Below are 12,878 nucleotides of genomic sequence, written 5' to 3'. Positions count from 1 at the left end.
CCCTATTTACTTTCCTTTCTAAAGGAAATAACTGCAAAAACTATAGATAAAACAGAAAGAATTAATAATGTTAAAGAGATGGGACTTCTTACTAAAATACTCCAATCATTTCTGGATAATATTAATGCCCTATTTAAATTTGTCTCCGCCATGGGACCTAAGATTACTCCAAGTACTAAAGGAGCTTGAGGGAAATTATGCTTTCTCATAAAGTATCCTATTAGTCCAAAGATTATTGCTACAGCAACATCATAAAGACTGTTTCTAATTGCAAAAGAACCAATTATTGCGAAAACAAGAACTATAGGCATGAGAATATTTTTAGGAATTTTTAAGATGTAAGGAGCAGTTAAGCTCGATATAAATCCAGTTCCAAGCATCATAAATTGAATAATGAACCAACCAGCAAAGAAAGAATATATTAAATCAGGTCTTGCCTGGAATAAAAGAGGTCCTGGTCTTACACCTATAAGAATCATGGCACCAAGCATTACTGCAGTTACTACGTCTCCTGGAACTCCAAGGGCTAAGGTAGGTACCAATGCACCACCTGTAACTGCATTGTTTGCACATTCCACAACTGCTACTCCTTCTATAGCTCCTTTTCCAAATTTCTGTTTATTTTTAGACCATCTTCTAAGCTCATTATAAGCTAAGTAAGTAGCAATGGTTCCTCCTGTACCAGGAATAATCCCTATAGTTATTCCTATAACAGCTCCTACAAGTATAGGTATTAATAAAGATTTAATTTCCTCCCAACTTAAAAATGAAGAAGTTAAAGTATGTTGAATTTTATATTCCTTCTCCCTTTGTTCCAATTCCAATAATATCTCTGCAATAGCAAAAACACCTATTAGTACAGGAAGGAGTTCAAACCCTGCAGTTAGAGCAGGTATTCCAAAAGTAAATCTTGTGGAACCTCTAATATTTTCAACTCCCACTGTGGATATAAAAAGTCCCAATATTCCTGCAATTAATCCCTTAACTAAATATCTTCCAGAGACACTGGCTATTATTGTTAAACCAAATATGGAAAGAGCAAAATAATCTACTGGAGAAAATCTAAGGGCAAATTTTGCAAGCTCAGGTGCCAAAAATACCAGAACTATACCACTTAGAATTCCTCCAGCAGTAGATGCATAAAGAGCAGTTAAGATTGCTTTTCCTCCTTTTCCTTGTTTTCCCAAGGGATATCCATCAAGAAGGGTTGCAGAAGCAGAGGGTGTTCCAGGAACTCCAAGAAGGATTGCAGAAATAGATCCACCAAACATGGATCCTGAATACATTCCTGCAAGCATAAGCATTGCAGATTTTGGATCAAGATAATAGGTAAAGGGAAGGAGGAGAATTATTCCCATAGAGGAAGTAACTCCTGGAAGAGCTCCTACTATGATTCCGCCTATAGTTCCAATAAGCATTAAGATAAGATTATTAGGTTGAATTGCAATTTTAAGTCCTTCTAACCAATAATTTACCATCTTTTAGCCTCCTAAAAATTAAAATAAAGAAAAGACAGGTAATGGAACTTTAAAAATATTGTAAAATATGAAATTTACTAGTAATGTAAACAATATGCTTATTATTATTCCCCAGAGTAATTTTTTATATCCAAAAAGATACATGGTAGCCACCATAAGAAAAGGAGTTAAATATAAAAAACCAATATAATGAACTAAATAAACATAAAGAAGTCCCAATAAAACAAGAAGACCAACCCTTTTTAAAGAATTCAAAGAATAAATCCTTTGCGAAGATGGTTCCTCTTTTAATCCCTGAATAATTAAGATTATTCCTGTAATTATTAAACCATAAGATATTACTCGGGGATAATCACCAGGTCCCAATCCCAAAGGCGATTTAGGCATTCCTAAAGTAAGAATCAATATGAAAATTCCCAAAATCACTATACCAATACCTATTCCCACATCCCAATTTATTTTAAATTTCATTTTTACTCCTCCTAGGAATTTAATAAAGTCCCCTGCCCTTATTGGGCAGGGGAATATTTTTAATACTTATATTTAGTCCCTAATTTATTGGTTTTAATAAGATTTTCATAATATTTGTCGTAATCCTTTATGAATTTTGCAAAGGATGCTGGTCCTTTATATTCTATGGACAATGCAAGCTCCTTTGCTCTCTTTTGGAAATCAGGATCTTGAATACATTTATAGAATATTACATGAAGCTTATCTATTATTTCTTTAGGAACTCCCTTTTGTACTGCTACTCCTCTCCACATTCCAAATAAGAAATTAAATCCTTGTTCTCTGGCAGTAGCAACATCAGGATACTTTTCAATCCTATTCTTACCAAATACTCCAAGAATTCTTAGTTGTCCTGCATCTACATTTGTTAATCCCTCTGGTGCAGCACCCATATAGGAATCAATATGTCCTCCTACAAGAGCAGTAACTGCAGGACCGCCACCTTCAAAGGGAACATGGGTAAGCTTAATCTTTGCGAAGGCCTCAAAGGCAAGAGCAGCAAGATGGGTTCCGCCTCCTGCACCACCATTCCCAATGGTTATCTTTCCGGGATTTTGTTTTGCAAATTCCACATAATCCTTCAAGTTTTTCCAAGGAGAATCCTTCCTAACAAGAATATAGCAAGGGTCATTAACTACTAATACTACTGGCTCAAAGGAATTGACATCAAATTGAACGGGATCCATATGGGATTTAATTAATATTGGTGCTGCAAAGGAAAGCAAAGTATATCCATCGGGTTTTGCCCTCAAAAACTCCATAGTTCCTGGCACTGCTCCACCACCAGGAATATTGTTCACAACTAAAGGTTGCCCATTAGCATATTTAGGAAATACACTGGCAATAGTCCTAAAGAGAACATCAGTAGCTCCACCTGCAGACCAAGGGACTATAATCTGAACAGGTCTTTCTGGATATCCAGCACTGGTTCCCACATTAATCAGAAAAATACCAAGAAGAATTAAGATAATAAGGAATTTTCTGTTAAACATATAAAATCCTCCTTTCTATTTTTTAAGAATTTCTAATAAATTTTTTCTCCCACCTCCTATAAATTTTTTCTTGCGTTTAAAAATTTAAGAGAATTTTTTCCATATTTTCCAGTTTATTTTTTCGCACACAATATTTTTAGGCTTATTTTATACCTAAAAAAGAAATGGTGTCAATGGGATATAAAAATATTATTTAAGGGAAATTTTTCAATGTTTAACCAAATAGTTTAAAGCTAATTTTTCAAGTTAATTTAAAAATCAGAAAATTTAAAGATTTTCGATTGATGCCTTCGAACTATCTCCTCATATCTTCCAGCCACTTCTTCTAATATATCTCTCCAATGCCTATATAGTGTTTCTCTTGCTCTTTCTCCCACATCTCTTAATTTTTCTCTATCAGAAATTATTTCCTTTATTTTAATGGCATACAAAAAAGGATCATTTTTAGATAAAAAGCCGTTATATCCCTCAATTATTCCTTCAGAAGTGGCAGAACCTTCAATTACTAATGAAGGACATCCAAAGGAAGAAGCCTCTTTAATTACAACAGCGGATGCATCATATAAAGAGGGAAAGAGAAAAAGATCCGCTCTTGCATAGAAGGATTTTAATAATTCTCGATCTAATATTTTCCCCGTAAATATCACAAATTTTTCTAGATCAAGCTTTTTAACTAAATTTTTAAGATATCTTTCGTCTTTTCCTGTTCCCACAATAAAGATCTTAAAACTTACTTCCCAATCCCTTAGATATTTTAAAGAATATATTAAAAATTCAAGATTTTTGTGAAGAATTAATTGACCAACATACAAAAGTACTATCTCCTCAGGATAAAGATTATAAATTTCATCTATTCTTTTTCTATATTCTTCTTTATTGGAAGGGGGAATAAATTCACTTCCATTGGGAACTATCTCTACCTTTTTTCTATATCCATATTCAAAAAGAATATCCGCTGTAGATTTGTTAACAGTCCAAACCTCATCCACTTGATTATAAAATTCCATAATTATTTTGACCATAATTTTAGCTAAAAGATCTGATTTTACTGCGGATTTAAAATCATCATAATATTTTGTATGGAAAGTAGCAATAATTGGAATTCTTTTTTTTCTTGCAATATATAAAGCTAAAACTCCTGCAGAAAAGGGAGAATGGGCATGAATTAGAGAAAAGGGAATTTTTTTAATTTTCTCCATAGATTTTAAATCTATAAAAGGTATCCCTAATCTATAAGGGGGTCTTATTATAAGAGGAATAGAGAAAAATCTTATAACTTCAAAATCTTCCTCATCTTTATAATTAGGAAAAGCTGGAGTTATTACGTAGGTTTTTCCATATTTTTTATTCAACCAATAGGCATAATTTTTTACTACATTAGCGACTCCATCTGTTATGGGAGGATAAGCATCAGTAAACTGACCAATAATTAGTTTCATAGCTCATAATTATAACATAGATATATTGGTCTTGTTACTACTTTAAGAGAAAAAAGATTATTAGATTGTAGTGGCTCCTGACTTTTTAAGAGAAGAAAGTCAAGTTTTATGATATAATTAACTAGTATATTAAAATCTTGCTAAGTTGGGAAAAAATAAATGTTTAAGAGAGTAAGTTTAATATTTATACTTTTTCTTTTACTATATACTCCTCTTTACGGGAAGGAACTAAGGGTTGTCTTAGATAGAGACTATCCCCCCTTTACCTATATTGATGAACATGGGAATTTTGTGGGAATTTCTGTGGATTTTTGGAAGATTTGGGAGGAAAGAACAGGAATAAAGGTAAAATTAATGCCTGTGGAATGGGCAAAAGCCCATGAGATGATAAAAAACAAAGAGGCGGACATTATAGATAACATATTTAAAACAGAGGAAAGGGAAAAATATTTAGATTTTACAAAGCCCCTTTTTAAAATGACCTCAAGTATCTACTATGATTCAAGACTTCCCCCAATCTCATCTTTAGATGATATCACTCCCTATGTAGTTGGAGTTAAAGAAAATGATGCACTTATAAAAATTTCTTTATCTAAAAATCCCAATATAAGATTTAAACTTTATAAAAATTATTCTGATATTGTGGAATCCGCAAAAAAAGGTGAGATAAGTGTATTTTTAATGGATGATATTCCTGCAAATTTCTATTTGATAAAATACGACCTTCTTTATAAATTTTCAAAATCAAAGCCTTTTACTTCTAATTACCTTTATCTTGCCACTCAAGATGGAAATACAGAAGTTTTAAATATTTTAAATGAAAATCTTTCCCAAATTAAAGATGAGGAATTGGAAAAATTAGCTGAAAAATATATTGTGAAAGAAGAAGAATATCCTGAATGGTTAGGAAAGATAATTTTATATATTTTATTATCAGCATTTTCAATAATTTTAATTCTTTTCATATTTAACAGAATTCTTGCAAAAAGAGTTTTAAAAGCAACAGAAGAATTAAGAGAAACCCATAAAGAACTAGAGAAGGCTTCGGAAAGGATATGGAGGACCTATGAGTTAATCTCCGATTTAACGAATATAAAACTAAAGGAAGAGGATTTTCTAAAAAGGATATTAGATTTTTGTGTGGCTACATTTCCTAAAGCGGATTCGGGAATTATCTTTTTAAAAAGAGAGGATGAACTTGAAGTTTTAAAGAGTTATGGGATTAAAGAAGAATTGGAAGGAAAAATTATAAAATTAAAAATCTTAAAAATTCTAGATAACATAAAAATTTTACATAAAGAAGATCTTTCTTTAATCTTTCAAGATTTTCAAAATTTTTATAAAAATATAAAAGAGTCCTTAATTTTGCCATTAAAATTCAGTGAATATTTAGTTTTCATTAATATTCATGATGAAAACAAAGAGAAATTTACTGAAATAGATATAAAACTTATGGAATGGTTCGAAAATATTCTTTTAGAGTTTCATGAGTTAAGAGATTATCTTAGAAAAGAAGAAATATTTCTAAACAGAATAATTCTTACCCTTGTGAAAACCTTGGAATACTATGATAAGTATACTCAAGGTCACTCTGAGAGGGTAGCAAAATATGCTGTAAAAATTGCAGAAAAGCTTAATTTACCTGTGGAAACCATAAGAAAGATTTATTGGTCTGCATTGGTACATGATATAGGAAAGATATATGTACCCCAAAGAATTTTAAATAAACCTGAAGTTTTAACAAAAGGAGAATATGAATTAATAAAAATTCATCCTGTAAAAAGTGAAGAGCTTTTAAAAGGGATAGAAGAGTTTAAAGATATAGCCCATATTGTAAGACATCACCATGAAAGATGGGATGGAAAGGGCTATCCCGATGGATTAATGGGAGAAGAAATACCTTTAGAGTCAAGAATTCTTTGTATTGCAGACTCTTTTGATGCCATGACCAGTGAAAGACCTTATAAAAAAGCCCTAAATTTAAGAGAAGCTATCGAGGAAATAAAAGGATGTAGTGGAACTCAGTTTGATCCGAAACTTTCTGAAGTAATGATTGATATAATAATGGAGGAAATACTTGCAAAGGTTTAATCTTAGTAATTAAAAGGCTTTATTAAATCCTCGGAATCGTATTTAGGATTATTTACCTTCTTAGATACTGTATAAGCAGACATAAGCTCCGCTGGATAAGGTTTTAAAAGATCCAAAAGTTTTCTAATATTTTTCTCCTTTTTATTTATCCAAATCTCTTCTTCTTCCCTTTTCAAAATTACAGGCATTCTATCATGGATTTCTTTTATAAAGGAATTGGCAGATGTGGTTATTATTGTAAAGGTTCTTATTAAATTTCCCTTTTCATCCTCCCATAAATCGTAAAGTCCTGCAAAGGCAAAAAGGGAAAAATCTTTTAAGTGGATAAGATAGGGAATTTTTTCCAAGCCTTCTTTTTTCCATTCATAAAATCCATTGGCAGGAATTAAACATCTTCTATTTATAAGAGAATCCCTAAAGGCAGGTTTTTCAAAGAGAGATTCAGCCCTTGCATTTATCATCCTATTCCCAATGGATGGATCCTTTGCCCAGTGAGGAATAAGTCCCCATCTTGCTTCTTCTATCCTGTTAGGACTTTCTTGAAAAATTATCTGTACAGGTTGCCCTGGAGAAATATTATATCTTTTTCTCAGATGAGAACTTTCATATATTTGAACATTAAACCTTTCAGGAACTTTTTCTATATCTACCAATAAAAATCTTCCACACATAGTTTTTAAAATTATAATGCTAAAATTTCAATTAGACAAACCTTATGGGAGGAGAAAGATGAATATAGGACTCTCATTGGCAGGGTTTTTTCTTTTTCTATATAGAATAGTCCAAATGATCTCAGGATCAAGATTAAGGGAAATCTTTGAAAAGATTACAAACTCTCCATGGAGGGGACTTTTTCTTGGAACTTTAATCACGTCTATTGTCCAAAGTAGTAGCGCAGTAACGGTTTTAACCGTCGGATTTGTTAATGCTGGATTACTAACCTTAGAAGAATCTCTTGGAATTATCTTTGGTGCAAATATTGGAACCACTATTACTGCTCAGATTGTTGCTTTTAAGCTTACTCATGTGGCTCCTTACTTTCTTTTTTCTGGATTTCTTCTTTTATTGGTGAAGCCCTTTTTGGTTTTGGAATTCTATTTTTAGGTCTTTATTTAATGGAAGACGCGCTATCTAATCTTAGAAATTGGCAAGTCTTTCATTCCTTAATGATTTCTATGAGTAAGTATCTCCCATTCTTGGAATCCTTACGGGGGCGGTAATAACTGCAATAATCCAAAGCAGTAGTGTGACCACAAGTATAGTGGTGGCATTGGCAGGAAAGGATGCTATTCCCCTTATCTTAGGTGCCAATATAGGAACCTGTGTTACAGCTCTTATAGCATCAATAAATACGAGACTTTCTGCAAGAAGAACTGCAATTGCCCATCTATTTTTCAATATTCCCTTTCTTTCTCTTTTCACAAGATTAGTTTCCCTAACATCTTCTCATACTGCAAGACAGGAATAGTACCTGGAGAAGAAAGAATAGTTATAAGAAAGCCATTATTCTTAAATCCCCTTCTCCTAAATACTCCTTCTACTGCCCTGGAGAGTGCAAGAAAGGAACTGATAAGAATGACAGAAATATCTAAGGAGAAGCTAAGGAATTAAATGCCATACTAAGAAGTTTAGATGATGTAGAAAGAATTATGGAGAAAACTGAGGATATGATATCAAGTAAAGTAGAATTTTCAGATTTTGCTAAAAAAGATCTTGATGAATTAAAAAATCTTGTATTTAAAAACATGAAAAATGCCTTTGAGATGATAAGAGAAAGTCATGTATCAAGATTAAAGGAAGCTATTAATAAGCATATTGAAAGAATGAAAAAAGAATTGGAGATCATTCTATAAATATTGCTCAGAATTTTGAAGAGATAAATTTAATTAAAAAAGAAATACTTGTATAAATTTTTTATTGGGAAGGAGAACAGACAATCATTTCCTGATCTAGTTTTATTATCCTTTCCATAACTTCTTTATAAGCTTTATAATCTTCCAAACCTATCTCAATTTTCTCTAACCTAAAAATTCTTCTAATCTTTAAATTATTTCCTTCTCTTATTATCTTCCTCTCATAGGTTACCCAGGGATATTTTAAATCTGCATTAGATGGAATTTCTTTAATTTCCCAAGATGGAGGAAGACTAACTTCAATCTCCTCTATCTCCTCATAGGGATAATAATAATTTATAGGATATCTTCTTTCGGGTTTTCCTATTTCAACAGCGGAAGTGATTTTAGTAAACAATACAGGATTAAAGTAAACAACTTTATCCCTTTTTATATATTTATCGTTTTCAAAGGACATCTTAATTACTACAGGAAAGTCTAAATTTTCTAAATTTTCTATAGACCATTCCTTTAATATGGAACCAGGTAATTTAACATTTATACTCTGGGATAAAGTTTCTTCCTTTTCTAAAGATGATGCGGATTTTAGATTCCAACGGGAATAAACCCCAAAATATCCCCTGGATTCTAAATTTAGTTTTCCTGTTAATTTCCCTTTTTCATCTATATTTATATTAACTTTATAATATCTTCTATTTTCTTCAGGCTTACTTAGAGGAATCTTTGTGAAGATATAACTTCCATCATCTTTCAAAATCATTACATCCGCTCCTTGATCCATAATAGGAACTTCCCCCATAGGAGTATCCTCTGCTGTGCCATCCAAAAATAGCCATTTATCTTTTAAAGGAACAGCGCAGATAGCATGATCAAATTGAAAACCTGGAAGTTCTTTCTTAAGAGATGTAGAGAAACGAGTATTTACTAAAGTATAATATGATTCAATTCCTGCAAGCCTTAGCATAGTTATCATTAAAACTGCTTTATCCTTACAATCTCCATATTTCACCTTAAATATTTCAGGAGCCTGATGGGGCATAACTCCTCTTATCCCATATTCCAATCCCACATATCTTATATTAGATATTACATAATTATAAATAGCCTTAATTTTTTCTTCTCTTGTCTTTTTATCTTTGGTCAATTCTTTTACCTTTTCTTCAATAGCCTTATCTCCTCTAATTTGAGGGTAGGAGATAGAAGCAAACCACTCGGAAAGAGTTTCCCAATCAGGATATGTGGTAATCCAAAGCTGAGGCAATACATTGGCATAATAAGGCATATAGGGCTCTGGAAGAAGGGGAGGAATATTTTTATATTCCCAAGTGTATATAAGAAAGTCTTTTTCTTCCACAATTTTAGGAGTAAGTTCTACGTTATAGGTTTTATATTTAAATTGAATTCCCTTAGGAACCTTCAATTGATATCTACTTGTTAAAACAGGATCTTGCCATTGGAAGAAATAAAGATCCTGAAATTGTTTTCCAAACACACTTCTTGTAAATTCTTCTACTATATAAAAGCACTCTAAAATTACCCCAGCCTCAACCCCAGGCATGGATATTACAATCTGTCTTTGATCGGTATATAATGGATAATCCTCTGCTATGGCAAAATCTTTTATAGATACTGCTTCTAATTCCTCTCCATTGGGTTTTAGGGTTCTTGCTCTTAATATTCTTACAGATTCAAAGGTAGAGTCATAATCTATAGTAAATTCTCCATATCTTTCCCTTCCCTTATCATTATTTATTCTTATTATGCTGTGATAAATATTTGTTGCAGACCCATCTTTATGCACAATTCTTCTCTTCTCATCTAATAGTACTACTCCGGGATAATCTAAGTATTCCTTTGGTATGGGAATCTTAAGATATTCACTAATATCAGGCAAAGATATGGTCTCTTCTCTTAAATAGGAAAGATATTCTCTTAATTTTTGATAACCAGGTTCAAGATCCAATGCCTTCTCAAAGAGGTTAATTGCTTTATCTTTTTCTCCCTTAAGATGACTAAGATTTCCCATGTTAAAATAAATATCAGGATGATAAGGAGAAATATACAAGGAATAATTTAAAATTTCATAGGCTTTTTCTTCTTCTCCTTTTGCTATAAATATTTCTGCTTTTTCTAAATATATCCATAAATCCGAAGGATCTTTTTCTTCAAAGATATTAAGAATTTTCTCAGAAATCTCCCATTTTCCTAAGTTTTTAGAAAGATAATATAATGAATAAATCCCTTCCCAGTATTCTGAATCTTTTTCTAAAACCTCTTCATATTTTTTTATGGCTCTATCGTATTGATTCTTTGCTTCATACCATCTTCCCCTTAAATAATCCTTAACAAGACTTTCTTTATAATTTTCTTCTAAGAATTTAATATTCTCATCCGCTTCTCTTAACCATCCCTTTCTTAAAAATATTCTTGAAATAATTGTTCTTACCTGAAAAGCATAGGGATTTTCTTTTAATGCAGATTTTAAGTAATCAATAGCCTCCTCATATCTTCCATAGGAATAGCTGTATCCTGCAAGATATGAGAAAGTCTGAGTAAAAGATGGAACTTTATTAAAAGCTTTAAGAATTAATTCTTTTCCTTTCTCCTCTTTTCCTGTATATAAATTTAACCTTCCCAAGAAGTAATTAACAAGAGCAGAGTCAGGATTGATTCTCTGAGCCATCTGAAGAAGATTTTCCGCTTTATCATAAATTCCCTTCTCCATTAAAAGATAGGCTGAAAATATATAAAATATTGGTAAATATCTTACCTCTTCTGCTAAAAGAAGCTCTGGATTTTCTTCTTTAAAATCAAAGATCCTTCTTGAATATCTTTGAGGCTCCTTGGAAAATTTTATATCAGTAATGGGTTTGTTTGAAGAATCGGTAACAGAGAAGAAAAATCCCCAATCTCCATCGGTATTAGCTACCTTTATTAAGATCTTATGCCACCCTGAAGAAAGTTTTATTCTTAAAATATTTTGTCCAAAGTATGAAGATCTTTCTGCATCCTCTTTTATATAAGGAAAATCGTTAATCCAAAGGGCAATACTTTCAGCACTTCCTAAGTTAATAAGAATTTCCTGGGTTCTCGGCAAATAAAAATAAGTTAATGCATAAGCTACACCCCATTTATTGGGATATAATAAATTATAGAAACTTATATATCCCGTATTGGAATATTTCTTAGGAGAGAACCATTTTAATTCTATTCCTCCTTTTCCTAAATAGGTCTTCTCTAAATTAATCTCTTTCTCAGGAGGATATTCTTTGTAAAATCCAGAATTTCCTACATTATCAAAGGGCCCTATAATCAACCATTCATCAATAAGTCCCTTATTTTTCTTAAATTTCTTCAAACCCTCTATATCCCTTATGCTACATAAGCTTCTCCAATAAAGATAGTCCAAATACTCAGATCTTTCTTTATAATTTTCTAAAAGCTTTTTAAAATACGGTATCTTACCAAGATCCTCCCACATCCTAATACCTAATAAACCAATGACATTATGCCAATAGGATTTTGGATTTAATTTTATTGCCCTTTCCCAGTAATTCCATGCGGATTTAGGATCATCTCGAAATAGAGATAATAAAGATAAACCGATATTTGATAAGTAACTATCTTCCTTTGAAAGCCATATATTCTTTGCCAATTCCCAATTATTATTAAATAATAATTTCCATGGATCTTCCAAATCTTGAGAGAAAATGGGAAGAACAATTAAAAGTATAAAGATTAAGCTAATAATAGCTTTTCTTTTCATATCTTATTCTCCCTTCTTAAAAATTCTATCCTTCTTTCTACTACTCCTTGGGATACCATAAATATCTTAGATATTTTCGACGGATGGAGATAAAGATATCTTTCTAATAGGAAATATGGCAAAAGAAGGGTTCCTGCAAAATTATTGGCTTGAATTCGCATTATTTTATCTTCTTCAAAGGAAAGGAAAGATTTATGATGCAAGAAGTAATGTCCAAGCTCATGAGCGATTGTAAATCTTTGTCTTGTCAATGGATGATATTTATTTACTAATATAACTCCGGAATTATTAAAACTACATATAAATCCTGATATATTTCCAAGAGAAGGGGACAATATTATCTTCAAACCTAATCCATAGGCAATTAAATCGGGCTTTATTGGGGGTTTTCCTATAGAAAAATATAGAAGAATTTCCCTAACTAGCTCCTCGTACATTCTTTTTCTTCTCCAGAGACTCAATAAGTTGAATAATCATTTTTCTTTCTTCTTCATCTAAATTTGTATTTGCTCTTAAAAATACCTCTATACTTTCTTTTTCATCAATATCTTCTTCTCTAAAAAAGATTGAGGGACTTATATCTAGGCATTCTGCAATCTTTTCCAAAGCCTTTAAGGAGGGGTTTTTTAATCCCCTTTCAATCAAGGATATATAAGAGAGGGAAAGTCCTGTTTTTTTTGATAACTCTTCTAAGGTTAAGTTTTTTTGTTTTCTTATTTTTCTAATCTTATCACCAATGTTCATAGTTT

Annotated in this window: 12 protein-coding genes; 4 read left to right on the top strand and 8 right to left on the bottom strand. The window is 31.7% G+C overall.

Annotated features, from left to right (window positions below; all coding sequences use genetic code 11):
- Positions 1–2 precede the first annotated feature (2 nt).
- The 4 genes from NZ841_07430 to NZ841_07415 all read right to left on the bottom strand — a co-directional run bounded on the left by NZ841_07430 (position 3) and on the right by NZ841_07415 (position 4,419).
- Entirely contained in the window at positions 3–1,478 is a 1,476-nt protein-coding gene (locus NZ841_07430; GenBank protein ID MCS7202587.1) for a tripartite tricarboxylate transporter permease, read from the bottom strand.
- An 18-nt stretch (positions 1,479–1,496) separates the two neighbouring features.
- Complete coding sequence (locus tag NZ841_07425) at positions 1,497–1,949, bottom strand: tripartite tricarboxylate transporter TctB family protein (protein MCS7202586.1); 453 nt, start codon at positions 1,947–1,949, stop codon at positions 1,497–1,499.
- Positions 1,950–2,008: 59 nt separating this feature from the next.
- Positions 2,009–2,980, bottom strand: coding sequence for a tripartite tricarboxylate transporter substrate binding protein (locus NZ841_07420; GenBank protein MCS7202585.1), 972 nt, complete (start codon positions 2,978–2,980; stop codon positions 2,009–2,011).
- Between the two features lie 251 nt (positions 2,981–3,231).
- Positions 3,232–4,419 (bottom strand): glycosyltransferase, encoded by a 1,188-nt coding sequence (locus NZ841_07415; GenBank protein MCS7202584.1) that lies wholly within the window; start codon positions 4,417–4,419, stop codon positions 3,232–3,234.
- A 159-nt stretch (positions 4,420–4,578) separates the two neighbouring features.
- Between NZ841_07415 and NZ841_07410 the strand changes: the two genes are divergently transcribed.
- Complete coding sequence (locus NZ841_07410; GenBank protein ID MCS7202583.1) at positions 4,579–6,510, top strand: transporter substrate-binding domain-containing protein; 1,932 nt, start codon at positions 4,579–4,581, stop codon at positions 6,508–6,510.
- 2 nt (positions 6,511–6,512) lie between these two features.
- On the opposite strand, the gene NZ841_07405 is transcribed toward NZ841_07410, so the two are convergent.
- A complete protein-coding gene (locus NZ841_07405) occupies positions 6,513–7,181 on the bottom strand; it encodes an SOS response-associated peptidase (GenBank protein MCS7202582.1) in 669 nt (222 codons plus the stop codon).
- Positions 7,182–7,239: 58 nt separating this feature from the next.
- Here NZ841_07405 and NZ841_07400 point away from each other — a divergent pair, with 58 nt between their 5' ends.
- The 3 genes from NZ841_07400 to NZ841_07390 all read left to right on the top strand — a co-directional run bounded on the left by NZ841_07400 (position 7,240) and on the right by NZ841_07390 (position 8,363).
- On the top strand, positions 7,240–7,614 hold the full coding sequence (locus tag NZ841_07400) for a Na/Pi symporter (protein MCS7202581.1): 375 nt from the start codon (positions 7,240–7,242) through the stop codon (positions 7,612–7,614).
- A 142-nt stretch (positions 7,615–7,756) separates the two neighbouring features.
- Positions 7,757–7,978, top strand: coding sequence for a Na/Pi symporter (locus tag NZ841_07395; GenBank protein MCS7202580.1), 222 nt, complete (start codon positions 7,757–7,759; stop codon positions 7,976–7,978).
- Between the two features lie 181 nt (positions 7,979–8,159).
- Positions 8,160–8,363: a hypothetical protein gene (locus NZ841_07390; GenBank protein MCS7202579.1), complete on the top strand. Its 204-nt coding sequence runs from the start codon at positions 8,160–8,162 to the stop codon at positions 8,361–8,363.
- Positions 8,364–8,424: 61 nt separating this feature from the next.
- On the opposite strand, the gene NZ841_07385 is transcribed toward NZ841_07390, so the two are convergent.
- From NZ841_07385 to NZ841_07375, 3 genes are read right to left on the bottom strand one after another with little or no spacing between them, the layout of a single operon-like run.
- Positions 8,425–12,129, bottom strand: coding sequence for a DUF3857 domain-containing protein (locus NZ841_07385; protein MCS7202578.1), 3,705 nt, complete (start codon positions 12,127–12,129; stop codon positions 8,425–8,427).
- Positions 12,126–12,566 carry an ImmA/IrrE family metallo-endopeptidase gene (locus NZ841_07380; protein MCS7202577.1) on the bottom strand — a complete coding sequence of 147 codons (441 nt, stop codon included), beginning with the start codon at positions 12,564–12,566 and terminating at the stop codon, positions 12,126–12,128. Before NZ841_07380 ends, NZ841_07385 begins: the two co-directional genes overlap by 4 nt.
- Positions 12,547–12,873, bottom strand: coding sequence for a helix-turn-helix transcriptional regulator (locus NZ841_07375; GenBank protein MCS7202576.1), 327 nt, complete (start codon positions 12,871–12,873; stop codon positions 12,547–12,549). The genes NZ841_07380 and NZ841_07375 overlap by 20 nt, the downstream gene beginning before the upstream one ends.
- Between the last annotated feature and the right edge of the window lie 5 nt (positions 12,874–12,878).

The organism is Dictyoglomus sp. (assembly GCA_025060475.1).
In the GTDB taxonomy this organism is placed as follows: Bacteria; Dictyoglomota; Dictyoglomia; order Dictyoglomales; family Dictyoglomaceae; genus NZ13-RE01.
This window is presented reverse-complemented; position numbering and strand designations above follow the sequence as displayed.